This window comes from Amycolatopsis sp. MEPSY49 (genome assembly GCF_051337345.1).
In the GTDB taxonomy this organism is placed as follows: domain Bacteria; phylum Actinomycetota; class Actinomycetes; order Mycobacteriales; family Pseudonocardiaceae; genus Amycolatopsis.
In genome coordinates this window covers 117,985-143,486 of sequence record NZ_JBDLYJ010000006.1, presented here as the reverse complement: position 1 = coordinate 143,486, position 25,502 = coordinate 117,985, and the positions used below count along the sequence as shown (strand labels likewise).

Annotated in this window: 18 protein-coding genes and 2 tRNA genes; 5 read left to right on the top strand and 15 right to left on the bottom strand. The window is 70.2% G+C overall.

What is annotated here, in order from left to right:
- Window positions 1-20: 20 nt before the first annotated feature.
- From ABFJ78_RS26790 to ABFJ78_RS26780, 3 genes are read left to right on the top strand one after another with little or no spacing between them, the layout of a single operon-like run.
- Complete coding sequence (locus ABFJ78_RS26790) at window positions 21-1,445, top strand: FAD-dependent oxidoreductase (protein ID WP_436389267.1); 1,425 nt, start codon at window positions 21-23, stop codon at window positions 1,443-1,445.
- 32 nt (window positions 1,446-1,477) lie between these two features.
- A complete protein-coding gene (locus ABFJ78_RS26785; RefSeq protein ID WP_436389264.1) occupies window positions 1,478-2,695 on the top strand; it encodes a DUF6271 family protein in 1,218 nt (405 codons plus the stop codon).
- A complete protein-coding gene (locus ABFJ78_RS26780) occupies window positions 2,688-4,334 on the top strand; it encodes a GNAT family N-acetyltransferase (protein ID WP_436389261.1) in 1,647 nt (548 codons plus the stop codon). The genes ABFJ78_RS26785 and ABFJ78_RS26780 overlap by 8 nt, the downstream gene beginning before the upstream one ends.
- Before the next feature lie 7 nt (window positions 4,335-4,341).
- Here the strand turns inward: ABFJ78_RS26780 and ABFJ78_RS26775 are convergent, their stop codons facing one another.
- Genes ABFJ78_RS26775 through ABFJ78_RS26755 form a run of 5 tightly spaced genes read right to left on the bottom strand, consistent with a single transcriptional unit; the run spans window position 4,342 to window position 9,575 of the window.
- Complete coding sequence (locus ABFJ78_RS26775; RefSeq protein WP_436389258.1) at window positions 4,342-5,148, bottom strand: NAD-dependent epimerase/dehydratase family protein; 807 nt, start codon at window positions 5,146-5,148, stop codon at window positions 4,342-4,344.
- A 15-nt stretch (window positions 5,149-5,163) separates the two neighbouring features.
- Complete coding sequence (locus ABFJ78_RS26770; protein WP_436389255.1) at window positions 5,164-6,360, bottom strand: MFS transporter; 1,197 nt, start codon at window positions 6,358-6,360, stop codon at window positions 5,164-5,166.
- Window positions 6,357-7,568, bottom strand: a complete 1,212-nt coding sequence (locus ABFJ78_RS26765; protein ID WP_436389253.1) for a glycosyltransferase family 2 protein — start codon at window positions 7,566-7,568, stop codon at window positions 6,357-6,359. The genes ABFJ78_RS26770 and ABFJ78_RS26765 overlap by 4 nt, the downstream gene beginning before the upstream one ends.
- Window positions 7,569-7,600: 32 nt before the next feature.
- Window positions 7,601-8,311, bottom strand: coding sequence for a DUF899 domain-containing protein (locus ABFJ78_RS26760; protein WP_436389250.1), 711 nt, complete (start codon window positions 8,309-8,311; stop codon window positions 7,601-7,603).
- Between the two features lie 34 nt (window positions 8,312-8,345).
- On the bottom strand, window positions 8,346-9,575 hold the full coding sequence (locus ABFJ78_RS26755) for a cytochrome P450 family protein (RefSeq protein ID WP_436389248.1): 1,230 nt from the start codon (window positions 9,573-9,575) through the stop codon (window positions 8,346-8,348).
- A 162-nt stretch (window positions 9,576-9,737) separates the two neighbouring features.
- Between ABFJ78_RS26755 and ABFJ78_RS26750 the strand changes: the two genes are divergently transcribed.
- Complete coding sequence (locus tag ABFJ78_RS26750; protein WP_436389245.1) at window positions 9,738-10,865, top strand: epoxide hydrolase family protein; 1,128 nt, start codon at window positions 9,738-9,740, stop codon at window positions 10,863-10,865.
- Between the two features lie 76 nt (window positions 10,866-10,941).
- Here the strand turns inward: ABFJ78_RS26750 and ABFJ78_RS26745 are convergent.
- The 4 genes from ABFJ78_RS26745 to gltX all read right to left on the bottom strand — a co-directional run bounded on the left by ABFJ78_RS26745 (window position 10,942) and on the right by gltX (window position 13,654).
- Window positions 10,942-11,014 (bottom strand) — tRNA-Glu (locus ABFJ78_RS26745).
- Between the two features lie 102 nt (window positions 11,015-11,116).
- Window positions 11,117-11,188: transfer RNA gene (locus ABFJ78_RS26740), tRNA-Gln, on the bottom strand.
- A gap of 50 nt (window positions 11,189-11,238) precedes the next feature.
- Complete coding sequence (locus tag ABFJ78_RS26735) at window positions 11,239-12,063, bottom strand: HAD family hydrolase (protein ID WP_436389243.1); 825 nt, start codon at window positions 12,061-12,063, stop codon at window positions 11,239-11,241.
- A gap of 112 nt (window positions 12,064-12,175) precedes the next feature.
- On the bottom strand, window positions 12,176-13,654 hold the full coding sequence (gene gltX / locus ABFJ78_RS26730; protein WP_436389241.1) for a glutamate--tRNA ligase: 1,479 nt from the start codon (window positions 13,652-13,654) through the stop codon (window positions 12,176-12,178).
- 95 nt (window positions 13,655-13,749) lie between these two features.
- On the opposite strand from gltX, the gene ABFJ78_RS26725 reads away from it, so the two are divergent.
- Window positions 13,750-15,000 carry an FAD-dependent oxidoreductase gene (locus tag ABFJ78_RS26725; RefSeq protein ID WP_436389238.1) on the top strand — a complete coding sequence of 417 codons (1,251 nt, stop codon included), beginning with the start codon at window positions 13,750-13,752 and terminating at the stop codon, window positions 14,998-15,000.
- Here ABFJ78_RS26725 and ABFJ78_RS26720 read toward each other — a convergent pair.
- The 6 genes from ABFJ78_RS26720 to ABFJ78_RS26695 form a co-directional block, all read right to left on the bottom strand.
- The gene (locus ABFJ78_RS26720) at window positions 14,997-15,767 is read right to left on the bottom strand and encodes a fumarylacetoacetate hydrolase family protein (protein WP_436389236.1); all 771 of its coding nucleotides are present in this window, start codon (window positions 15,765-15,767) and stop codon (window positions 14,997-14,999) included. The genes ABFJ78_RS26725 and ABFJ78_RS26720 overlap by 4 nt on opposite strands.
- Before the next feature lie 4 nt (window positions 15,768-15,771).
- Window positions 15,772-17,403 carry a citramalate synthase gene (gene cimA, locus ABFJ78_RS26715; protein ID WP_436389234.1) on the bottom strand — a complete coding sequence of 544 codons (1,632 nt, stop codon included), beginning with the start codon at window positions 17,401-17,403 and terminating at the stop codon, window positions 15,772-15,774.
- Window positions 17,404-18,286: 883 nt separating this feature from the next.
- A complete protein-coding gene (locus ABFJ78_RS26710) occupies window positions 18,287-19,327 on the bottom strand; it encodes a 3-isopropylmalate dehydrogenase (RefSeq protein WP_436389232.1) in 1,041 nt (346 codons plus the stop codon).
- A 229-nt stretch (window positions 19,328-19,556) separates the two neighbouring features.
- Window positions 19,557-22,919 (bottom strand): S8 family peptidase, encoded by a 3,363-nt coding sequence (locus ABFJ78_RS26705; protein WP_436389229.1) that lies wholly within the window; start codon window positions 22,917-22,919, stop codon window positions 19,557-19,559.
- Window positions 22,920-23,149: 230 nt separating this feature from the next.
- Window positions 23,150-24,748: a phosphoglycerate dehydrogenase gene (gene serA / locus ABFJ78_RS26700; protein ID WP_436389227.1), complete on the bottom strand. Its 1,599-nt coding sequence runs from the start codon at window positions 24,746-24,748 to the stop codon at window positions 23,150-23,152.
- A 125-nt stretch (window positions 24,749-24,873) separates the two neighbouring features.
- Window positions 24,874-25,437, bottom strand: a complete 564-nt coding sequence (locus ABFJ78_RS26695; RefSeq protein WP_436389224.1) for a TetR/AcrR family transcriptional regulator — start codon at window positions 25,435-25,437, stop codon at window positions 24,874-24,876.
- Window positions 25,438-25,502 lie beyond the last annotated feature (65 nt).

Sequence of the window (25,502 nt, the reverse complement as noted above, 5' to 3'; positions counted from 1 at the left end):
AGCCAGGCTAGCACCGCGGCGTGCCGCTCCAGGATTTTCTCGCACTACTGAAGAACAGGCACGAGCACCCATTAGTAACGTTGAACTCTCATTCTGACGATCCCAGGGGGCAGCTCGTGCGAAATCCGGCTCGCAACCATGCCATCGTGCTCGGCGGAAGCATCGCGGGAACACTGGCCGCCCGCATGCTGTCCGAAACCTTTCGGGAAGTGACAGTCCTGGATCGAGACCATTTCCCGGCGGGCGCCGCTCCCCGGCGCGCGGTTCCCCAGGGGCGGCACATCCACGCGCTTTTGGCCAGGGGGCAACAGATCCTCGACGAACTGTTCCCCGGGCTGACCGACGAGCTCGCCGCCCTCGGCGCGCCGACCGGTGATTTCGGCACCACCCTGAGCTGGTACTTCAACGGACGCATGCTCGAACCGGCCGAAACCGGTTTGATCTGCGCGGCTTCCGGACGGCCGCTGCTGGAAGACCGGATTCGCGCGCGGGTCCGGGCGCTGCCCAATGTGACCTTCCGGGACCGGACGGATATCGTGGGATTGGTCGCTTCGCCGCGAGGAATCCGGATTACCGGCGTACGCGTGCGCGCGCAATTCGAGGGAAGTGCCGAAGAGGTGATCGACGGCGATCTGGTCGTCGACGCCACCGGCCGCGGCACGAGGACGCCGAGGTGGCTGGTGGAACTGGGCTACCCGGCGGTCGAAGAAGAACTGGTCTCCATGGACCTCACCTACACGACGTGCGATTTCGCCGCGCCGCTGCCCTTCGACCCGATCGGCGGGAACATCGCGATCATCCCGGTCGCGACACCGGAGATGCCGAGGGGCGCCATCTTCGCCCGGCTGCCCGACCGCTACGCGGTGTCCCTGACCGGCATCCTCGGCGACCGTCCGCCGGCCGACCTGGACGGCTTCCTGTCCTACGCGCGCTCCCTGCCGGTTCCCGAGGTGTACAAGGCGATCCGGGACGCGGAACCGCTCGGCGATCCGGTCTCGTTCCGGTTCCCGGCGTCCATCCGCCGCCACTACGAGCGGTTGCGCCGGTTCCCGGACGGTCTGCTCGTGCTCGGCGACGCGGCCTGCGTGTTCAACCCGGTCTACGGCCAGGGGATGACGGTGGCGGCGATCGAAGCCACCGTGCTCGGCCGGCACCTCGCGCAGGGCGCTCCGGAGCCCCGGCGTTACCTCCGGGACCTCGCGCGGGCGATCGACGCGCCCTGGGACATGTCCGCCGGCGCCGATCTCGGCTTCCCCGGTGTCGGCGGCCGCCGGACCCTCAAGGTGCGGGCGGCAAACGCTTACATCCCGCGGTTGCAGGCCGCCGCCGTCACCGACGGCCGGCTCAGCCGCGCGTTCCTGCGCGCGGCGGGACTCGTCGACCCGCCCCAGGCACTGCTGCGGCCGAACATCGCCGCCCGCGTACTCGGCCGGGGCAAGCGGTGAGCAGCCGAGCCGCGCGGACGCGACGTGTCTGCTTGACCGTGCCGACCAACCGGGAGTGCGCCGCGACGCTCGCGGAGGTGGTCGAGGAAGCCGCCTACGCCGCGAAGAACTTCGCGGTCGAGGTGCACCTGCTCGTCCTCGACTCGTCGGCGGAGTACGCGGCGCACGCCCGCGTGCTGAGCGAAGCGGACAACGTCTGGCACTTGGACGAAGCCGACCAGCGCGAGTTCCTGTCGCGGGTGATCAAGCGCTCCGCCGTCGCCGAACCCGGTCTGCTGGCCGAGTTGATGCTCCCGCGACGCCTTTCGTACGGCGCCTGCACCAATCGGGCTTTCCTGATCGCGGCCGCGCTGGGGTGCGAGTCGGTGCACCGCCGCGACTCGGACAGTTCCTTCCAGGTGTGGAACGGGAAGAAGATCTTCCCGATCCAAGCGGAGCTGCGCTACCTCGGCAAACGCGCGCGCCTGGTCCGGACCACCGAGAACCGGCTGGACCCGTCGTTGCGCGACGGCACGGTCGCCATGGTCGGCGCGTCGTTCGTCGGCGAGATGTCCGTGGACCTCGGCGAGGTCCGCGACCACGCGGCGTACTACGACCTGGTCCGGCTGTGGGCCGCCGACGGCAGCTCCGAAGCGGAAACGCGCGCTCTGGTCGAGGAGTCGTTCACCGGATCGGACCCCTTCACCGGCGACTGGTCGGAGCTCGCCGTCGTCGATCCGATGAAGGTGGACATGCACAACATCAGCTTCCACGGGCTCCACGAGCGGGTTCCGCTGCCGCCCGCCACGGACACCATCGGCAGCGACTACTTCCTCATCCACGTGGCGGACAAGGCCCGGCTGCCGGGCGTCCGGCACAACCGGCACATCGTCAATTTCCACACCGCCGAACGCAAGACCGACGCCGGGTTCCTCGCCTACCAGCTGCGGTTCGCGAAGTTCATCCTGTCCATGTACTACTTCCACTTCGTCTACGGGCGGATGACCGGCGACGATCCGGCCGCGATCGCGGCGATCGTCCGGGAAAGCGCTCGCCAGGACCGAAAACCCAATGAAGCCAAGAGCTTCCGGCTGGAACGCGCGTACCGGGCACTCGGCGGCCGCTTCACGCCCGTCGCGGACGAGATCCGGGACAACCGGGACCGGCTGCTCGCCGAAGCCCGGCAGGACATCGAGGACCACGCGACGCTGATCGACGCGTGGGCACGGCTGGTCGAGGCCGCGCGCACCACGAGCGTGCGCCATGGCTGAGCGGCGGCACGTGCGTTCCGCCCTCTCCCGGCTCGACCAGGACCGGATCGTCTTCGACCTGACCGGTATCGAAAGCCAGTACGACGCCTTGCGCCGCGAGCTGCCGGACGTCGCGGTGCGGTTCGCGATGAAGGCCTGCCCGGTGGACGAGGTGCTCGCCTGCCTCGCCGACCGGGGTGCCGGCTTCGACGCGGCCAGCCCCGGCGAGATCCGGCAGGCACTGCGGACCGGCGTGTCCCCGCGGGACGTGCACTACGGCAACACCGTCAAGTCCGACGCCGAGATCGCCGCCGCCCACCGGCTGGGCATCACCACGTTCGCCACCGACTGCGTCGAGGACGTGCGGGCGGTCGCTCGCCACGCCCCGGGAGCCCGGGTGTTCTGCCGCGTGGCCACGACCGGCGAGGGAGCGCTGTGGGGACTCGTCGACAAGCACGGCAGCCACGACCCCGTCGGCGTCCTGGACGAGGCCCGGCGACGCGGGCTCGTCCCGGCCGGGCTGGCTTTCCACGTCGGCTCGCAGCAGATGACGGTACGCGCCTGGCAGCGGGCCCTGGACGACGTCGCCGCCGTCCTGCCGCGACTCGAGTCGCGGGGCATCCGCCTCGACCACGTCAACCTCGGTGGCGGCCTGCCCGCTCGCGGCTACTTCGCCCGCAAAGGCAGCCGGCTGGCTCCGCCGTCCGCGGAGATCTTCGCCGCGATCCGGGCCGGTGTGCGGCGGCTCCGGGACGCGTCGGGCCACGATCTCGCGTTCATCGCCGAACCGGGCCGCCACCTCGTCGCCGACCACGGCACGATCCGCGCCCACGTCGCCCGGCTGACCGTGCGCCACGAAAGGTGGCTCTACCTCAGCTGCGGCAAGTTCAACGGGCTGTACGAGACCGACCAGCTCCGCTACCGCCTGACTTTTCCCACGCGTACGGGCAGCCGCGCCGTACCGGCTGTCGTCGCCGGCCCGACCTGCGACAGCGACGACCGGTTCGGCGGCGGACCGGTCTCCGTGCCCGTCGACCTCGTCTCGGGGGATCCGGTGTGGATCCATTCCGCCGGGGCGTACTCGACCAGTTACACGACCCGAGGCTTCAACGGCTACGCGCCGCTGCCCTGCGTGGCCGTCCGCGCGGAGCGGGTCCGGCCGATCAGTTCCGGCGACTGGGCCGCCATCGCGGCACTGGAGGCGCACGCGTACCGCAGCCGCGGGCTTTCCGAGAGCCGCGCCGTGCTCGAGTCACGGGGCCACAGCTCGCCGGTGACGTCGTTCGTGCTGGACGTCGGCGAACGCGTCGGCGGCTACCTGCTCGCCCTCCCCTACCCGCGGTTCCGGTTCCCCGATCCGGCCCGCGCCGAGGAGACCGTCTTCAGCTCGCCGAACCTGCACCTGCACGACATCGTCATCGGCGACGAGCTGCGCGGCCGCGGCTGGGCGAAGCGCCTGTTGCGGCACCTCACCGAGACGGCCCGGTCGTTCCGGTACGAGCGGATCTCGCTGATCGCCGTCGGCGGAACCACCGGTTTCTGGGTGGCCCAGGGGTACCGCGCCCACCCCGAGGTCGCGGTGCCCGCCGGATACGGACCGGACGCCGTCTACATGTCCCGCGAGATCGCCGGCGCGGCCGAGAACGCCCGGGCCGCCTGACGAACGCTCAGCGAGCCAGGTACTCGATGAGCGACGTGTGCACCGGGCGCCAGCCCAGCTTCTGGCGCGTCTTCTCCGCGGACACGTCCTGGTCGTACCGGAACAGCCCGGCGATCACGGCGATCTCGGCGGGCGGCTCGTCGTCCTCCGGCCACGAAACCGCGGTGCCGTTGCCCACCGCCGTGGCGATCGCGTCGACCGTGACGGTTTCGGTGACCGCGTGCCACACGGACGCGGGCGGAGCCAGCTCGGCGACGAGGAGGAACAGCTCGGCGAGATCCGCCACGTGCACCGCTGCCCAGCGGACGCCGGGCTCGCCGATGTACACCCCGGCGCCGACCCGCGCGGCGAGCGGCTCCAGCATGTCGACGACGACGCCGCCACCCTCGCCGTAGATGAGCCCGGGCCGGATCATCCGGCCGCCGGCCGCGAGCACCCGCCGTTCGACGACGTCTCGCCAGCCGACGACCGGGTGCGGGTCGGGAAGGCTGTCCTCGGTGACGAAACCGGGCCCGAGGGTGTCCACGCTCGAGGTGTAGATGAGCGGTACGCCGCCGGCCAGCAGAGCGTCGACCGCGGGCACGTCGATCTCTTCGCTGAGGATCGCACCGACGTGCAGCACCAGGTCGAACCCGGCGACCGCGGCGGTCAGCGACGCCGGATCGGCCAGATCGCCGGGAACCGCGCGGTAGGCGGCGGGGACCGGCCGGCCGCCCGGCCGTTGCAGCGCGGCGACCTCGTGGCCCGCGCGGGCGAACGCCGCGGCGACGACCGAACCGGTGAAGCCGGTGGCGCCGATGACCAGAACCTTCATGGTGCGCTTCCCCTCCTACTGGTGGCTGAGCTCTGCGAGCGGCCGGTCGGCGACCGCGGTCGCCTTCGCGCTCCAAGCCACGGCGAGCAGCAGCGGGATCAGGAGACCCAGCGTCAGCGTCAGCCCGAAGCCCTGGGCCAGCCAGCCGATGAACACCGGGCCGATCAGCGTGCCGGAATACGTCAAGGTGGTGAACCGGGCGACGAACACGGCCGCGCCGGCTCCGCTCGCCCCGATGTGCCCGACCGTGCTGAAGATCAGCGGCAACGGGGTCGACATGCCGATCCCCATCACCGCGAACCCGGCGACCGCCACCCAGGGATCCGGGCTCAGCACCACGACGGCCAATCCGGCGACGGCGATGATGCCGCCCGTCCGGATGAGCGCCGGAACGCCGAACCGCTGCCGGAGCCGATCGCCGACCAGCCGTCCCGCCGTCTCGCACGTCGTGAACGCGATGTAGCCGAAGGACGCCACGCCCAGCGCCGCACCGAGGTGGTCGTGCAGGAAGACGCCGGCCCAGTTGAAGACCGCGCCTTCGCAGGTGAGCACCGTCGCACCCATCGCGCCGAAGAGCAGGACGCGGCGGCTCCAGCCGGCGCGCAGGGCACCCCGCGTCCGCCGGCCGCGCTCCGGGCGCGGCGACCGGTCGACCGACGCGGGCAGCAGGTGCAGGCCGATCACCACGGCGAGGGCCACCAGGACGCCGGCCAGCCAAAAGTAGTGCGTGGCCACGGAAACCCCGGCCTGGGTGAGCCCGCCGCCGAGCACCGAACCGCTGAGCGCGCCGATGGCCCAGGCCGCGTGGCACCCGTTCATGATCGGCCGGCCGCGCTCGCGCTCCACGGCGACCGCGTGCGAGTTCATGGCGACGTCCAGCATGCCGTGCACCCCGCCCAGCAGCACCACGGCGGCGACGAGCTCGGTGACCGTGCCCGCCAGCCCGACGCCGAGCAGCGTCAGCGGGAGCAGCACCGTGGCCAGCCGGATGACCGGCGCGCTGCCGAGCCGCGTCGCGAGGGAGCCGATGAGCTGCATGGCCACCATCGCGGCGACGCCGAACGCGGCGAGCACCAGGCCCAGCTGCGCCTCGGTCATCGCGTGCCCGATCTTCAGCGAGGGAACGCGGATCTGGAGGCTGGCGATGGTCATGCCGTTGCACAGGAACACCGCGGTCACGGCCCACCGGGCCCGCACGGCCAGCTCGCTCATGCCGCCTCCCCGAGCTCGCCGCAGATGCGCACGTCGTGGCCGAGCCGCCGGGCTTCCGCGAGCAGCTGCGGGGACCAGCGCTCCCACAGCCCGGCCAGCCGCGAGGTGAGCACCACCGTGTCGGCCGACTCGCCGGGCAACGTCGTCCGCAGCCCGATGGCGTGCAGTCCGCCCTCGGGCAGCAGCGCCCGGTCGAAGTCGACCAGCACCGCGCCCGGTACCGCCTCCGGCCGGAGGCCGCCGCCGCCGACGACCGCGATCCGGGCGCCGGCCGGGACGTCCGAGACCGCGGCGACGACCTCGGCGGTGACATCCCGGTCGCCGGCCCGCGCGGTCCAGTCCAGCAGCCGCCGGTATTCGTCCTCCCATTCCCAGATCAGCCCGGAATTGAGCAGCCCCCAGCCGATCTCCACGACGGGTTCCGGGTGCCGCGCCAGGAAGATCCGGATGTTGCGCTGCATCCATTCCCAGTTGCGCGCTTCGTCGCGCTCGTGCGGTGACTCGACGGCCCAGGCGTCGCGCGAAATCTCGAACGAGACGCCCCGCTGCCAGAGGCGCAGGCCGAACTCCATGTCTTCGAGGCCCCACACGACGTAGTCCTCGTCGAACCCGCCGACCGCGTGGAAGTCCGCCGCACGGAGGGAGCAGTTGATCGGCCAGAACAACGTCCACGGCAGCAGCCTGCGGTCCATCTCGAAGCCGCACAGCGCCATCTGCTCGTGCCGGATGTCCAGGAAGGCCGGGTCGTCCCGGTACCGCTCGACGACCTCTTCCGGCAACATCTCGGCGAGGGCCTCGCCGATGCCGGGCATCGGGTTCGGCGGGTTGTAGCCGAAGGCGTAGCCGGTGACGGCGATCGGCTCGGTCCGGGCGCCGTGCGCCGCCAGGTGCAGGGTCAGCCAGTCGGGCCCGACCTGGACGCCGGAGTCGAGGAACGCCAGGATCGGCGCCTCGGCCAGCCGCGCGCCGGCGTTGCGGGCCGCCGACACGCGGTAGCCCAGATCCGCCTGGTAGCAGTACTTGATCGTCAGCCGGTCGCGGTAGGACTCCACCATCTCCTTGGTGTCGTCCGACGAGCCGTCGTCGGCGACGACCACCTCGAACTCGCCGGCCGGCAGCCGCTGCCTCGTGAGGTGGTACAGCGAGCGGCGCAACAGCTCCCTGCGGTTGTAGGTCGGGATGATCACCGACACCTTGGGCGTGGCCACGGGTTTGTCCACCTCCGGGGTGAAGCGACGTCCTAGTTCGCGTACTTGTCGTGGTGGCGCAGCCACGGCCGCCCCGGGCCGTCCTGCCGGCCCAGCGGGGTGAGATCGAGGTAGTTGTAGGTGCCGTGCAGCAGGTCGGTGCCGTCCCCGTAGACGGAATAGGTGTGGAACACCGTGTCGCCGTCGCGGAAGAACACGCTCACGCCACCCTGCTCGCCTTCGGTGAACCAGAACTCGCCGTCCGCTTCGAGGGCGGCCTTGTCCTTGTAGTTGTATTCGACCGGCGTGACGGCTTCGTCCAAAGTGGTGTGGAAGTCGTAGTTGAACTCGGTGCCGAACGACGAGTACCACGGCACCGACCAGCCCATCCGGTCCTTGAACGCCTGGATCTTCGCCAGCGGCGCCCGCGAGATCACCGCGAAGGTCGTGTTCAAGGCGTGCAGGTGCGAGAGGTGACCGACGTTGTCGATCATGAACGAGCAGTGCTTGCAGCCCTCGTCCCAGGCGGGGTCGAACATGAAGTGGTAGACGATCAGTTGCCGCCTGCCCTCGAAGAGGTCGAGCAGGCGCACCTTGCCGTCCGGCCCGTCGTACACGTAGTCCTTTTCCACCTCGACCATCGGCAGGTCGCGCCGGGCGGCGCTGACGGCCTCGCGTGCCGCGGCGAACTCTTCCTCCTTGGCGAGCAGCTCCTTGCGCGCGCTCAGCCACTCTGCCGCGGATACGACGTGCGGGCGGGTCATCAGCTGTTCTCCTTGTTCCGTGGGTGAATCCGGCTTACGCCGTCAGCCGGACGGGCAGGGTCCGGTTGCCGTTCATGATGAAAGTGCCCTGCGGTTCCAGCTCGTCGGGCGCGACCGCCAGCCGCAGGCCGGGGAAGCGGTCGAACAGGGCCGGCAGCGCGATCGACGCCTCCATCCGGGCGAGCGGCGCCCCGAGGCAGAAGTGCACGCCGTGCCCGAACGACAGGTGCGTCTTGGCCGGCCGGGTGATGTCGAACCGGTCGGCGGTGTCGCCGTGGACGTCCCGGTCCCGGCCGATGGCGGCGAAGCCGATCAGCACGGGATCGCCCTTGGCGATCGTCACCCCGCCCAGTTCGGTGTCCGCCCGGGCGAACCGGAACGGCAGCTGCGCCACCGGCGACTCGACGCGCAGCGCTTCCTCGACGACCTCGCTCCAGCCGATCCCGCCGCTGGTGACGAGCTCGAGCTGATCGGGGTGGGTGAGCAGCGAGAGCACCGCCTTGCTCAGGAGGTTCATCAGTGTTTCGGAACCGGCGCCCAGCATCAGGTGCAGGGTGCCGACCAGCTCCTTGTCGGTCAGCTGCGAGCCGTCCTCGTCCCTGGCCGCGATCAGCGCGCTGGTCAGGTCGTCGCCCGGCTTCCGGCGCTTGGCGGCGACCAGTTCGTGCATCGCCTCGTGCCACTGCTCGACGTTGGCGACCGCTTCCTCGGGGGTGATCCTCGTGTCGATGTTGACCTCGCCGCCGCGCAGCACGTCGGCCCGCAGCTCGTCGGGCACACCGAAGAGGTCGCAGATCACCCTCGCCGGCAGCCGGTAGGCGTAGCGGGCCTTGAGGTCGACGACCTCGCCGTGGTCCACGCACGCCAGTTCGTCCAGCAGCTCGTGGGCGATCTTCTCGATCGACGGCCGGATCGACTCGATCCGGCGCGCGGTGAACCCGCGGGAGATGAGCCCGCGCAGCCGGACGTGGTCGGCGCCGTCGTGAGTGGTCATGTTGTCCATCGCGACCCAGCCGATCAGCGGCCACGCCTGCGGGATCTCGCCGTTGATCAAGGCGGGCCAGTGCCGGTGGGCGTCCTTGGCGAACCGCTCCTCGTCGCCGAGCACCCGCTTCGCCAGTTCGAGGCTGGTGACGGACCAGGCGAGGACACCGCCGGGCAGTTCCACCCTGGTGACCGGACCCCTCGCGCGAATCCGGGCACTCTCCGCGTGAACGTCCGTGCCGGCTCTATCGAGCACGATCGGGCACTTGTGCTCATCCATCGGACACCTCCGGCGTTTTTCGGCAATGGCAGGCCTGCCATTCACTTTAAGGAATCCGCCCGCAATTCTCTTCTTCGAGGTTGCTCCACCGGTTCAACTCCGAGATTGCGCTCTCGGCCGCCGGAAACCCCCTCGGCGGAAACGCCGGTACGCTGACTTTCCATGGAGCGGTTCCGCGTCGACATTCCCCGGGAAGACCTGGACGATCTGCACCGCAGGCTCGCCGCCACCCGGTGGCCCGCCGAGATTCCGGGCTGTGGCTGGAGTCGCGGCGTCCCCCTGGCCTACCTCAAGGATCTCGCCGAGTATTGGCGAACGACCTTCGATTGGCGCAGCGCGGAGCGGCGGCTGAACTCTTTTCCGCAGTTCACCACCGAGATCGACGGAACCTCAATACACTTCCTGCACGTGCGCTCGAAACACGCGGGCGCGGTTCCGCTCGTCCTCACCCACGGCTGGCCTGGTTCCTTCGTGGAATTCGTCGAAATCATCGATTCGCTCACCAGCCCGGCGGACCACCGGGATGCCTTTCACGTCGTGGTCCCGTCGATTCCGGGGTTCGGGTTCTCCGGCCGGCCCGCCGAGCCGGGCTGGGACCTCGCCCGGACCGCCAGGGCGTGGGCCGAGCTCATGCGACGGCTCGGCTACGACCGCTACGCGGTCCAGGGCGGCGACTTCGGCGCGCTGATCTCGCTCGACCTGTGCCGGGCCGAGCCGGCCCACGTGCTGGGCGCGCACGTGAACTTCCTGATCACCCGGCCGCACGCGGAGCCGGTCGAGCTCGGCGAATCCGACCGGGACCGGCTGCGGGACGCGGTGCGCTTCGACACCGATCCCCCCGCGTACATCAGGGTCCAGGCGACCCGGCCGCAGACCGTCTCCTACGGGCTGACGGATTCACCGGTCGGGCTGCTCGCCTGGATCGTCGAGAAGTTCCAGGCGTGGACGGACTCGGCGGAGTTCCCCGAAGAGGCCGTCGACCGCGACCAGCTCCTCACCAACGTGGCGCTCTACTGGCTGACCGCGAGCGGCGCGTCGTCCGCGCAGCTCTACTACGAGGTGGCCGCGCAGTTCCGGCACCCGCAGGCCGCGGAACCGCCGTGGCGGGCGCCGGTCGGGGTAGCGGTCTTCCCGCGCGACTTCGTCCTGCCGGTGCGCTCGCTGGCCGAGCGGGCCATCCCCACGATCACCCGCTGGACGGAATTCGACCGCGGTGGCCACTTCGCCGCGATGGAGCAGCCGCGGCTGTTCGTCGAGGACGTCCGCGCGTTCTTCCGCTCGTGCCGCTGACCTTTCGGTCCGTTGTGGACCAGGACAGCGAGCACGAAAAAGCCCGCCTGACCTGGGTCAGACGGGCTTTCGGAAGTACCCCCGATGGGATTCGAACCCACGCTACCGGCGTGAGAGGCCGGCGTCCTAGGCCGCTAGACGACGGGGGCTTAGGATCTTTCCCTGGTCTCCCAGGGGCTTTTCTGTTTTTCTTGCTGGAGAGAACTTACCAGAGGCGATTTCTCGCTCCGCAGGGGGGTCACTCTCCGCAGCTGGGGTACCAGGACTCGAACCTAGACTAACTGGACCAGAACCAGTCGTGCTGCCAATTACACCATACCCCAGTGAGGTACTGATCCGGTCTGGCCGGTTCAGCTCCGCACGAGGAGAAATACTAGAGCACGCCGTTCCGCACCGTGAAAGCGGGGGTCCCACTGACCCGCTGGGCGGGGACACCGATCGTCGCGTACTCCGAAACCAGCAGCTCAGGCAGCTCGGCCAGCCCCGCCACGCGGTGGACGCCCTCCGGTACCCGTTCGCCGATGCTGTCGCGGTCGAGCCAGACCGCCCCGAGACCCGCGTCGCGGGCGCCGATCGCGTCCGTGTCCAGTTTGTCCCCGACGTGGACCGCCTGGGCCGGTGCGCAGTCCAGGCCGAGGCAGACCGTGTGGAACATCACCGGATCGGGTTTCGCCACGCCCAGCTCGCCGGCGATGGCGACGTGGTCGAAGAACGGCGCCAGCCCCAGGTCGGCGATCTTCTTGCGCTGGTGGCCGCCTGAGGCGTTCGTCACGGCGGCGAGCATCAGGCCGGCCGCGCGCAGCCACTCCAGGCAGTCGAGGACGTCACCGAACAGCTGCCACGAGTGGTCGAGCAGCTCTCTTCGACGCCGCTCGAACGAGCTCACCTGCTCGGCGTCGGCGGAGATGCCGATCTCGGCGAGGAAGCAGTCGGTGCGCCGCTGGTGCATCGTCGCGTAGTCGAGCTCGCCGGCGACGACGAGGGCGACGTGCTCTTCGGTGATCAAGTCCCACAACGGCCACAGGTCGCCCCGGCCGGTCAGGATGTGGAGGCTGCGGCGGATCGCGGCCGTGCAGTCGATCAGGGTGTCGTCGATGTCCAGGCACACCAAGCGCAGCCGAGGCGGCGCCCAGGGCTCGGGCGCCGCCTCGGTGGGGGCGGTTCGCGACGGGGTCCGGGGTGCCAGGGCGAAATCCACCCAGTGAGGCTAGGGCAACCGCCGCGTTCGCGACGCTGCCAAAGAGGTGATTGCCGATCCCCTGTTCCGGCGCACCGGCTCTACTCCCAGTTGGCGAACCGTCTTCTATCGGTTATCCGATCAATGCGCGGCGAAGACGTCCCAGTGAGACGTCGCGGCCGAGCAGTTCCATCGATTCGTACAGCGGGGGCGAAACCGTCCGGCCGGTCACGGCGACGCGAACCGGCGCGAAAGCCTTGCGGGGCTTGAGACCCAGACCGTCCACAAGGGCGTCTTTGAGCGCCTGCTCGATGGCCGCGGTCTCCCACGACGGCAGCGCTTCGAGGGCCTCCACCGCCGCGGTGAGCACCGGCTGCGCGGCTTCGCCGAGGTTCTTCGCCGCGGCGTCTTCTTCCGGCGCGAAAGCGTCCTCGTCGGTGAACAGGAAACGCACCATGGGCGCCGCGTCCGAAAGCACCGTGACGCGTTCCTGCACCAGCGGCGCGATCGCGTCCAGCCGGGCCCGCTGCTGCTCGCTCGGCGATTCCGGGAGGACACCCGCGGTGACGAGGTACGGCGTGACGCGCGAAACGAACTCGGCCGCCGGCAACGCCCGCACGTGGGTGCCGTTGATCGCTTCGGCCTTCTTGAGGTCGAAGCGCGCCGGGTTGGCGCTGACCTTGGTGACGTCGAAGGCGGCGATCATCTCCTCGACGCTGAAGACGTCGCGGTCGTCGGCGATCGACCAGCCGAGCAGGGCCAGGTAGTTGAGCAGGCCCTCGCGGATGAAACCGCGGTCGCGGTAGTTGAAGAGGTTCGACGAAGGGTCGCGTTTGGACAGTTTCTTGTTGCCCTCGCCCATGACGTAGGGCAGGTGGCCGAACTGCGGCGTGAACTCCGCGACGCCGACGCGCTCGAGCGCCGCGTAGAGCGCCAGCTGGCGGGGTGTCGACGGCAGGAGGTCCTCGCCGCGCAGGACGTGCGTGATCTTCATCAGCGCGTCGTCGACCGGGTTGGTCAGCGTGTACAGCGGCTCGCCGTTGGCGCGCACCAGCACCGGGTCCGGGATCGTGTTCGCCGGGAAGGTGATGTCGCCGCGGACCAGGTCGGTCCAGCCGAGGTCGGTGTCGGGCATGCGCAGCCGCAGCACCGGCGCGCGGCCCTCGGCGCGGTACGCGGCGATCTGCTCGCCGGTGAGGTCGCGGTCGAAGTTGTCGTAGCCCAGTTTCGGGTCCAGGCCGGCCGCCTTGCGCCGGGCCTCGACCTCCTCGTTGGTCGAGAACGCCTCGTACAGCTCCCCCGCCTCGAGGAGCTTCGCGGCGACGTCGGCGTAGATCGCGCGCCGCTCGCTCTGGCGGTACGGCCCGTACTCGCCGCCGACCTCGGGGCCCTCGTCCCAGTCGATGCCGAGCCAGCGCAGGCCGTCGAGGAGCTGCTCGTAGGACTCCTGCGAGTCGCGCGCGGCGTCGGTGTCTTCGATCCGGAACACCAGTTGCCCCTGGTTGTGCCGGGCGAAGGCCCAGTTGAACAGCGCCGTGCGGATCAGCCCGACGTGCGGGGTGCCGGTCGGCGAAGGACAGAAGCGCGCGCGAACCACCGATGTCTCACTCATAGCCCGATCAGCGTATCCGTCGCCACAACGCTTGACGCCGGGGACCGGTCCGGGGCATCCTCGGTTTATTCAACAAGCGATGAATAGATGGGGAGATGGTCGAGATGACCGAACGCACGGGCTGCGTCGTCATCGGTGGCGGGCCGGCCGGGATGGTCGCGGGGCTCCTGCTGGCCCGGGCCGGCGTCGAGGTGACGGTGCTGGAGAAGCACGCGGACTTCCTGCGCGACTTCCGCGGGGACACGGTCCACCCGTCGACGCTCACGCTGCTCGACGAGCTGGGCCTCGGCGAGAAGTTCCACGCGCTGCCGCACAGCGAGCTGCGCTCGGCGGGGTTCCCGAAGGAGGACGGCGAGCTGATGAAGCTGGCCGACTTCACCCGGCTGAAGGTCCCCCACCCGTACATCGCGATGGTGCCGCAGTGGGACTTCCTCGACCTGCTCGCCGAAAGCGCCCGCAAGGAGCCGACGTTCGTCCAGCGGATGGAGACCGAGTGCACCGGCCTGGTCCGCGAGCACGGCCGGGTCGCCGGCGTCACCTACCGCACAGCGACAGGCGAGACCGGCGAAATCCGTGCCGACCTGGTGATCGCGGCCGACGGGCGCTGGTCGCTGGCCCGCCGTGAAGCCGGCCTGGTGCCGCACGAGTACGACTGCCCGTTCGACGTCTGGTGGTTCCGGCTCTCGCGCGGCGAGGGCGAGGAAGGCGGCATGCTGCTGCCGAAGATGCGTGACCGCCGGTTCGCGGTGCCGCTCCCCCGGCCGGACTTCTACCAGGTCGCCTACCTCGCGCCGAAGGGCGAGGACCTCCGCAAGCAGGGCATCGACGCGTTCCGCGAGAACGTGACGCAGATCTGCCCCGAGTTCCACGACCGCGTGCACGAACTCGAGACGATGGACGACGTCAAGTTCCTCGACGTGCGGCTCAACCTGCTGCGCAAGTGGCACGTCGAGGGGTTGCTGTGCATCGGCGACGCGGCGCACGCGATGTCGCCGATCGGCGGCGTGGGCATCAACCTGGCGGTGCAGGACGCGGTCGCGGCGGCGACGCTGCTGGCCGAGCCGCTGCGCCGGGGCCGGCCCACGCAGGCCGAACTGGCGAAGGTGCGTTCGCGGCGGCTCGCGCCGACGCTGATGGTGCAGGGGTTGCAGCGCCTGATGCACCGGACCGTCGTGCGCGGCGTGATGAGCGGCAAGCGCAACGGCCCGCCGCTGCCGATGATCAAGGCGTTCGCGCGGTTCCCGCGGCTGTCGTACTTCCCGGCCCGGCTCCTCGGCCTGGGGCTGCGGCCGGAGCACGCTCCGGCGTTCGCCCGGCGGCCGATGGAGCCGGTGGCCAGGGGTTAGACGTTCTCGACCGGGTTGGTCAGGGTGCCGATGCCTTCGATGGTGATCGAGACGCTCTGGCCGCCCTCGATCGGGCCGACGCCCTCGGGGGTGCCGGTGAGGATGACGTCGCCGGGCAGCAGCGTCATCACGCCGGAGACGAACTCGACCAGCTCGGGGATCTTGTGGACGAGGTCGGACGTGCGGCCGTCCTGCTTCAGCTCGCCGTCGACCTCGGCCTTCAGCGCCAGGTCGGAGGCGTCGAGCGACGTCTCGATCCACGGGCCGAGCGGGCAGAACGTGTCGAAGCCCTTGGCGCGGCCCCACTGGCCGTCGGACTTCTGCAGGTCGCGCGCGCTGACGTCGTTGGCGATCGTGTAGCCGAGGATCGCGCTCGCGGCGCGCGCGGCCGGCACGTTCTTCACCGGCTGGCCGATGACGATGGCCAGCTCGCCCTCGAAGTCGACCCGGCCGACGTTCGCCGGACGCCGGATCGGCGCGTTGGGGCCGACGACCGTGGTGGACGGCTTGAGGAACAGCATCGGGGCGCTGGGCACCTCGTTGCCGAACTCGGCCGCGTGCTTGGCGTAGTTGCGGCCGACGGCGATCACCTTCGACGGCAGGATCGGCGCGAGCAGCCGGACGTCGGCCAAGGGCCACCGCTTGCCGGTGAAGTTGGGGGTGCCGAACGGGTGCTCGGCGATTTCCAGGACCTGGGCGTCGTCACCGTCCCCTTCGACCGAAGCGAACGCGACACCACCGGGATGAGCAATACGGGCTAGGCGCACTTGGTCAGTCTACGTCCGCTGTTTCCGTGACCGGGGCCACGGTGGTGCTCTTGTGGACGAGCGCGTCGCACAGGGCCAGCCAGCTGGCCTCGACGATGTTGCCGTGCACGCCGACGGTGGTCCACTCGCGCTCGCCGTCGGTGCTCTCGACCAGCACGCGCGTCACGGCGTCGGTGCCCGGGTGGCCCTGGAGGATGCGGACCTTGTAGTCGGCGAGCTCCACACTGTCCAACCAGGACAGGTGGGGGCTCAGCGCTTTCCGGAGGGCGGCGTCGAGGGCGTGCACCGGGCCGATCCCCTCGGCGGTGGCGATGACGCGCTGGCCGCCGACGTGCACCTTGACCGTCGCTTCGGACACGACCTCGGCGTCGGCGCGGTGGTCGAGGACCACGCGGTAGGACTCGAGCTCGAACGGCGCCTCGGCGGGCACGTCGGCCTCCTGGCGCAGCAGGAGCTCGAGGGAGGCGTCGGCGGCTTCGAAGGACCAGCCTTCGGATTCGAGGCGCTTGACCTTGGTGATGGCGCTCGTCAGCGCGTCGGGCCGGCCGGCAAGGTCGACCCCGAGCTCACGTCCCTTGAGCTCGAGGCTGGCCCTGCCGGCCATCTCGGTGACCAGTACCCGCATGTCGTTGCCGACGGAAGACGGATCGATGTGGTTGTACAGCAACGGATCCACCTTGATCGCGCTCGCGTGCAGTCCCGCCTTGTGGGCGAAAGCCGACGCCCCCACGTAAGCCTGGTGGGTGTAGGGGGCGAGGTTGGCGATTTCGGCAAGGGCATGGGAGACCCGGGTGAGCTCGGCGGCGCCTCCGGTCGGGAGGACGTCCATGCCGAGCTTGGTCACGAGGTTCCCTGTCACGGCGAAGAGGTCGGCGTTGCCGGCCCGTTCGCCGTAACCGTTGGCGGTGCACTGGACGTGCGTCGCGCCGGCCTGCACCGCGGCGACGGAGTTCGCCACGGCGCAGGAAGTGTCGTCCTGACAGTGGATCCCGAGGCGGAATCCGGTTTTTTCCTTGACGGCCCGGACGGTTTCGGCGAGGCCCAGCGGGAGCTGGCCGCCGTTGGTGTCGCACAGGACGAGAACGTCGGCGCCCGCGTGGGCGGCGGCGTCGAGGACCTTGAGCGAGGTCTCGGGCGAGAAGGCGTAGCCGTCGAAGAAGTGCTCGGCGTCGAGGAAGACGCGCCGGCCTTCCTTGACGAGGAATTCGACGGTGTCCTTGACCATGGCGCAGGCCTCGTCGACGTCGACGCGGAGGGCGCGTTCGATGTGCCGCAGATCGGACTTCGCGACGAGCGTGACAACGGGGGCTTCGCTGGCGAGCAGGGCCCGGACCTGCGGATCGGCGTCGGCGGTGGTGCCGGCCTTGCGCGTGGCCCCGAAGGCGACGAGGGCCGCGTGGTTGAGCTTCAGTTCCCCTTTCGCGGCGCGGGCGAAGAACTCCGTGTCCTTGGGCAGCGCCCCGGGCCAGCCGCCTTCGATGAACCCGACGCCGAGCTCGTCCAGCAGCCGCGCGACGGCGAGCTTGTCCTGGACGGAGTAGGAGATGCCCTCCCGCTGCGCACCGTCGCGCAGGGTCGTGTCGTAGAGGTGGAAGGCATCGCCGAGCGGCGTATCGGCGGGCTCCTGGCGGGTCACGGTCTTCTCCCAATCGTTTCGTGGCAACAAAAAAACCTCCCGCATGGGTGCGAGAGGTTGCGCGCCGGGGGCTCTTGTGGAGCTATCGTCCGGCGCGCTCGTCGATAATGATCGCGAAGCTGGTCATGGTCGCATCATGCCACAGGGGTTCGGGAGAAGTCCACAAGCTGGGTCAAGCTCCCACCATCCGGGAACGCGGGAGGTCATGAACGACTCTTTCATGGCGTCGGACGACAGAGTCGCGTCTCCGCTCCGGGCGGGCTGAAGAGGAGAGGTCCCCTTCAGCCCGGCGGTCTCGCCGGGGGTGGCCTTGAATGAGTCATTCAAGGCGCACGAGGTCCTGGATGACCCAGTCAAGGCAGTTGGCCGCGGCGCCGGGGCAGTTGAGCCGGGCGACTTTGCCGGAGCCCTGTCGCCTGACGACATGAAAGAGTCGTTCATGTCGTCCGGTGACATGAACGAGTCGTTCATGACCTCCATGCCGGCGCTCCGAGCGCTGCCACCGATGCTCCGGCTTCGCCGGAATTCGCCCGCCCCCGCCCAGACAAGCAAGCCCCACCCGTCCCTGGGGGCTGACCCCGGTCCAGTCTATCGCCGACGGCCGACAAAACCGGCCGGAAAGCCTCCCGCGGCAGAGCTGTCCACAAAGCGGTGAGGCTGTGGACAACCCAGCCACGGCAGCGAGTGCCCGGTCCGAGATAGGTGAGGTCACGAACGAGTCCGCGCAACCGGAACCAAAGGCACCGGCAGCCTGCGGTCACCGAAGCCGACCTCTTGAGTGAGTCATTCAAGACCTCCGAAGACCTGAATGACTCGTCCATGACACCGCGCAGGACACGAAAAAGCCCCGCACCCGCCAGGGCGCGGGGCCTTTCGAAAGACCTCAGCCGGCCGTCCGCACGTTGGACGAAACCAAAGCCGCCAACCGATCCCCGATGGCCGTGGTGGCCCCCGGCGAAGACTGGTCCCGCGTAGCCAGATCGAAAGCCACCGAAGCCTCGATCCGCCGAGCCGCCTCCTTCTGACCCAAGTGGTCCAGCAGCAGCGAAACCGACAACACCGCGGCGGTCGGGTCCGCAAGCCCCTGCCCGGCGATGTCCGGAGCCGACCCGTGCACCGGCTCGAACATGCTCGGGTTCCGACGCGTGATGTCCAGGTTCCCGCTCGCCGCCAGCCCGATGCCGCCGGTCACCGCGGCCGCCAGGTCCGTGATGATGTCGCCGAACAGGTTGTCCGTCACGATCACGTCGAACCGGGACGGGTCCGTCACCAGGTGGATCGTCGCCGCGTCCACGTGGGAGTACGCGACCGTCACCTCCGGGTGCTCCAGCGAAACCTCTTCGACGATCCGCGACCACAGCGAACCCGCGTACTCGAGCACGTTCGTCTTGTGCACCAGCGTCAGGTGCTTGCGCGGACGGGCCTCGGCGCGGTTGAACGCGTCCGCGACCACGCGGCGGATGCCGAACGCCGTGTTGACGCTGACCTCCGTCGCGATCTCGTGCTCGGTGTCCTTGCGCAGCAGGCCACCAGTACCCGCGTACGGGCCTTCGGTCCCTTCGCGCACGACGACCATGTCGACGTCGCCGGCGTCGGCCAGCGGGCCCCGGACACCCGGGTACAGCCGCGCCGGGCGCAGGTTGACGTGGTGGTCCATCTCGAACCGCAGGCGCAGCAGCAGGCCGCGCTCGAGGATGCCGCTCGGCACCGTCGGGTCGCCGACCGCGCCCAGCAGGATCGCGTCGTGCTGACGGAGTTCGCCGAGCACCGACTCCGGGAGCAGCTCACCGGTCGCGTGCCACCGCGCGGCGCCGAGATCGTAGTTCGTGGTCTCCGCCGTCGGTACTACTTCGCCGAGCACCTTCAGCGCCTCGGAGACCACCTCGGGCCCGATCCCGTCTCCTGGGATCACCGCGAGCCGCATCCACACACCTCCGTCGACGAGGCCACCGGATGCACCGATGGCCCACCGCAACAAAACGCCAGCAGCCGGAAGGTTACCGGCCGTAGACAAACGGCCGTAGCCGCACCACCCTTATGCCGCATCCTCCCGCAGGGTGAGACACCCAATCGGGTGAATACGAGCAGGGGCGCCCCCGGTGGATACCCATCGGAGACGCCCCTGACGCGGCATGAATCGATCTTGACCAGGCCTAGCGCTGACCAGCCCCGATCGGCTGACGCTCGGTCCCCGGCCGGGCGCCCTGGGCGGCGTCCACCTTGACCACGTTCGCCCGGTTCCCCGCGGCGTTGTGGTGCTCGATGGCCAGCAGCCCGAGGGCCTTGTCGGCCGCGGCCGAGGCCGCGTTCCGGTTGACGACCAGCGCCGTGCCCGGCTTCGCGACGTAGCCCAGCGCGGCGTCGCCGCCACCCTGCACCGAATAGCCCGGCGCCAGCGCGTCGAACGAAAGCGGCGTGCCGACGTAGTCGATCAGCCCGTTCGTCGTGCCCGGCGCGACGTAGAAACCGCTCACGCCCACCGTGTAGGAGATGCGGTGGGACTCGGCGTTCGCGTCGATGCCCAGCGCGGCCAGTGAAACCGGCAGCGTGACCACGTTCGTGTCGAACACGTTGGTGTCCACGTCGCCGAGCTGCCCGTTGACGGCCTGGACGTCCACCTGCGGGAAGCCCGGGGTCAGCGCGACCGTGACGGCCAGCAGCACGTCCGTGGACGTCGCCTTGGTCACGTAGGTCTCGAAGTCCGGCGTCCCGTCCCCGGTGGTGTCGATGTCGACGAACGGCGAGGTGTTGCTGCCGATGTTCGCCCAGTCGCCCCACGTGGACAGGCCGAACGCGAGGATCGCGTTCTCCGGCTCGCCCTGCTCCTTCGCCAGCGGCGCCGTGGACGCCGCGCCGATGTAGCGGAGGTCGCCGCCCTTGGCCGTCTTGTTCACCGTGCAGTCGGTGACCACGTCCGCGTCGCACTCGGGCAGCTGCGGGGACTCCGCCTGCAGCTCGAGCACGCTGATCAGCGAGCGGTACCGCTGCGCGCCGGTGCCCTGGTCGACGCCCTTGCCGGTCAGGTTGAGCACGGCCTGGGTGGCGTCCGGCGCGAACTTCACCGACTGCGGCGTCGAAATCGTCGACACCGGCTTGGGCGCGGCGTAGACCGAAACCCGCAGCGGCACCTTGGCGCCGCTCTTCGGCGTGAAGGCGACGCGCCCGGAGGCGTCGGCGACGAACTGCCGCGCCAGGCCGGCCTGGGTGGCCTGCATGGTCGGGTCCATGACCTTGCGCAGCGCCTTGGGGTCGGTGATCTTCAGCGTCACCTTGACCTTGGCGGTGCCGCGCGGGGTCAGCTTCACCGTCGGCTTGTCCACTGTGTACTCGACGCCCGGCAGCGCGTTGACCGCCTGGTACGCCACGGAGTACTCGGCCGCCGTGACGCCCTTGTTGACGAGCTTGATCGTCTTCGACAGCGTCACCGGCCCGGAGGCCTCGACCGTGCCGAAGCTGACGCTCACCGCGCCCGGGTCGTCGACGACGTAGGCGAGCACCTGGTTGTCCAGCGCCGCCTTGGCGTCGATCCGGCCGCTGCCGACGCGCTGCGGCGCGTAGGTGTGGCCGGCGCCGTCGGAGACGTCGTGGCCGGCGGTGCCGACGACCGACGCCTTGACCTCCTCGACCGACCAGTCCGGGTGGGACTGGCGGACCAGCGCCGTGATGCCCGCGGTGTGCGGGGCGGCCATCGACGTGCCGCTCAGGACGGTCCGGCCGTTGCCGCTGCCGCGGAACGCCGAGGTGATCGTGTCACCGGGCGCGGCGACGTCCGGCTTGACGGCCGGCCCGCGGGTGCCGCGCGAGGTGAACGAGCTCGGGGTGTCCACGATCGTCTTGTCGTAGGTCTGGATCGAGGCGCGCCCGGCGCCGTAGAGCCGGACCTGCAGCGTGCCCGCGGTCAGCGCCGCGCGCAGCGTCTTGGTCGCCGAGCCGGTGAACTGGAACATCGGGATCGCCGCGTTGCCCGCGATGCCCGCGCTGAAGTGCTCCAAAGTGGACGAAAGCAGCGCGCCCTTCGCCCCGGCGGCCTGCGCGTTGTTGGCGCGCGCGGCCGAACCGCAGGCGCGGGTCGAGTCGTTGTCGTCCCACTCCAGGAAGACGAACTTGCCCGCTGCCTTCGCCTTGTCCTCGGCGGAGTACGGCGCGCAGCCCGCGGCGTTCGACGCGGACAGCGCGACGACCGGCGCGGTCAGGTCGAGCGTGTCGTAACCGGTGTAGTTCTGGCTGTACTGCCCGGTCTTCTGACCCGCCGCGGTCGTCGGCGCCTTGACCTCGGCGGCGTCGCGCAGGATGCCCGCGTCACGCGTCGAGGCGACAGTCAGCGCTTCCGGCGTGTTGCCCGGGGAGCCGGCGACGTCGTTGATGTCGCCGCCGTTGCCCGCGGAGATCACCGGCAGCACGTTGTTCGCGGCGAGCTTGCGCACGAACAGCGAGTCCGGGTCGTCCGGCGCGCCGAAGTCCGAGCCCAGCGAGAGGTTGACGATGTCGAGGTGGTCGGTGAAGTCGCCGTCGCCGTCCGGGTCGAGGGCCCAGTCGAGCGCCTGCGAGGTGACGTTCGTCGAGCCCGCGCAGCCGAACACCTTGATGGCGTAGAGGAGCGACTTCGGCGCCGTGCCCGGGCCGATCTGCATCGCGTCGACCTTCTTGGCGTCCAGCTTCTTGTAGTCGCCCTTGAAGGTCTTGCCGTCCGCCGTGACACCGAAGCCGCCGATGGTGCCGGCGACGTGCGTGCCGTGCTCACCGCAGGCGAGCGGGTTCGGGTCCGGCGCCGGGGTGGTCTTGCCGGGCGTCGCGGCGTCGTAGTCGTCGCCGACGAGGTCGGTGCCGCCGACGACCTTGGCGCTCGGGAAGAGCGGGGTCGGCTTGGTGCGGTCGACGCCGTTGTACGCGGCCTTGGTGCCCGGGCCGCCGAAGTCGGCGTGGGTGTAGTCGATGCCGTCGTCGATGACGCCGACGCGGACGCCGTCGCCGAACCTGCCGGTCTGCTGCCACGCGGCGAGCGTGTTGGTCAGCTGCTCGGCGCTGGCGTTGGTGCGGGTCTTCGGCACGACCGTCCGGACCGAGACGACGTCCGCGCGCTTGGCGACCTCGCGCAGCTTCGCGGCGTCCGCCGTGACGACCACGCCGGGGACGGCGTTGGCGGTCTGGGTGACGACCTGCGGCTTGGCGTCGGCCGAGCGCAGCTGGCCCAGCACCGAGTTCACCGCCGCCGCGGTGTCGTCCTTCGCGACCCGGGCGGCGCGCTTGGCGGCCTCCTTGCCCTGGGGCTGCGCGGACGTGAACGCGTCGACGGCGGGCTTCTTGGCCAGCTCGACGAACGCGGTGACGCGGCCCTGCGCGGCGCCGAGCCGGGGCGAAACCTTGCCCTGCAGCTTGGCGTCGTCGATCTTCGCCGGCGCCACTGGATCGGCGAGCGGGGCATCTGCCGCGCTCGCGACCGGCGCCCCGAGCGCGGCGGCGAGCACCACGGCGAAGGCCGCCGTGGTCGCGCGCGCGGGTAGGCGGGATCTGCTCATCAGTCGGCCCCTTACCCGAGGTCTGGACCCGAACCTGCCTGCCGCTCCGGACACCCCCGACGGTGAAGCGCGGCACAGCGCCGTGCCCTCGACGACGCGTGGTTCAACCTCGCGGGGAGAACTTAATGCCCCAAAACACCTACTTACGTAGGCAAAGGACTCCGTTACGTGAATGTGATTGCGCACGAAGGCCCCCCGTCGGGTGACGAGGGGCCTTCGAAAGTGTTACGTCAGTTGAAGTCGACGGCGCGGATCGTGTGCGCCCCGACCGAGGCGCCGATCGGCTCCAGCAGGTGCGCGTCGATGTGGCGGTCGACGCGCAGCAGCATCACGGCGTCCGACCCGTCGGTCGTCTGGCTGATCTGCGCGGCCTCGATGTTGATGCCGGCCTCGCCGAGCAGCGTGCCGACGCGGCCCATCACGCCCGGGCGGTCGCCGTACTCGACCAGCAGGACCGTGCCCTCGGCGCGCAGGTCGAAGCCGCGGCCGTTGACCTCGACCAGCTTCTCGGTCTCGTCCTTGCCGGTGACCGAACCGGACACCGTCAGCACCTGGCCGTCCGCGTGCACCGCGCGCACCGTGACCAGGCTGCGGAACTTGGGGCTCTCCGACTCGGTCTCCAGCTCGACCTGCACGCCCAGCTTCTCCGCCAGCTGCGGCGCGTTGACGAACGTGACCTGGTCCTCGACCACGCCGGTGAAGACCCCGCGCAGCGCCGCCAGCTGCAGCACGCCGGTGTCCTCGCTGGTCAGCTCACCCTTGACCTGGACGGTCACCGACGTCGGCGCCTTCGGGTTGAGGGCGGTGACCAGCTGGCCGAGCTTCTGCGTCAGCTGCAGGTACGGGCGCACGTGCTCGCCCACCGCGCCGCCGCCGGACACGTTCACCGCGTCCGGGACGAAGTCGCCGCGCAGGGCCAGCAGCACCGACCGCGCGACGTCCGTGCCCGCGCGGTCCTGCGCCTCGGCCGTCGACGCGCCCAGGTGCGGGGTGACGACGACGTTGTCCAGCTCGAACAGCGGGCTGGACGTGGTCGGCTCGGTGACGAAGACGTCGATGCCGGCACCGCCGACGTGACCCGAGCGCAGCGCGTCGGCGAGGTCCTCCTCGACGATCAGCCCGCCGCGGGCGGCGTTCACGATGATGACGCCCGGCTTGGTCTTCTTCAGCGCCTCGGCGTCGATGAGGCCCTTGGTCTCCGGCGTCTTCGGCAGGTGGATGGAGATGGCGTCGGCCCGCGAAAGCAGCTCGTCGAGGGTGACGAGCTCGATGCCGAGCTGGCCCGCGCGCGCGGCCGAGACGTAGGGGTCGTAGGCGATGATCTTCGTGTCGAAGGCGGCGAGGCGCTGGGCGAACAGCTGGCCGATCTTGCCGAGGCCGACCACGCCGATCGTCTTGCCCTGCAGCTCCACGCCGGAGAACGAGCTGCGCTTCCACTCGCCGCCCCGGAGGCTCTGGCTGGCGGCCGGGACGCGGCGCGCGACCGCCAGCAGCAGCGCGACGGCGTGCTCGGCGGCGGAGACGATGTTCGACGTCGGCGCGTTGACGACCAGGACCCCGCGCTCGGTGGCGGCGGGCACCTCGACGTTGTCCAGGCCGACGCCGGCGCGGGCGACGACCTTCAGCTGCGTCGTGGCGCCGAGGACCTCGGCGTCGACCTGGGTGGCGGAGCGGACCAGGAGCGCGTCGGCGCTCTTCACCGCCTCGAGCAGCGCGGACCGGTCCGTGCCGTCGACGTGCCGGACCTCCACCTCGTCACCGAAGACGCTCAGCACGGAGGGGGCGAGCTTCTCCGCGATGAGGACGACGGGCTTATTGGGCTTGCTCACGATGCGGCTCCCACTATCTGGTCATTTCCAGGACGCTCTGTGTCGACAAAGGGTCTCAGCACGCCGTTGTGCCCCGGTCGAGGCGGAGTTTAACGCGCAGGACCGCCCGCTGGCTTCTCCCGGTGTTAACTCACCCGTAATCCCTCGAAAACAAGAGCCAGGAGGCGGTGCATGCCCCCGGGGCCGGGCAGGTGCCCACCCGCCCAGGATGCCGCGTGCAGCAACAGAAGGAGCTCGTGCGTGGTGACGTCGGGGCGGAGCTCGCCTTCGCGCTTCGCACGTTCCACCAGATGGGAACCGGCCTCCCGCATCGCGTGACACGATTCGTACAACCGGGACGTTTCGTCGCTGAGCGCGTCGGCGGTGAGCTCCACCAAGCCGCGGAACGTGCCGGTGGTGTCGCCGAGCCCGGCCAGCCAGGTCTGCAGCGCGGTCAGCGGCTCCGGGTGGGCCAGCAGTTCGCGCGCCCGCTCGGCCTGGCCGTCGAACCGCGCCCGCAACAGCGTCTCGAGCAAGGCGTCCCGCGTCGGGAAGTGCCGGTAGAGCGTGCCGATGCCGACCCCGGCGCGGCGCGCGATGTCTTCCAGCGACGCCTCGACGCCGTGCTCGGCGAAGGCGCGCTGCGCCTCTTCGAGGAGGCGCTCGTAGTTGCGGCGGGCGTCCGCGCGCATCGGCTTGACTTCGGTCATCGCCCTCCCGACCTTACCGGGTAGCCAATCGGAGGCTACCTCCGTATATTAACCGGAGGCAGCCT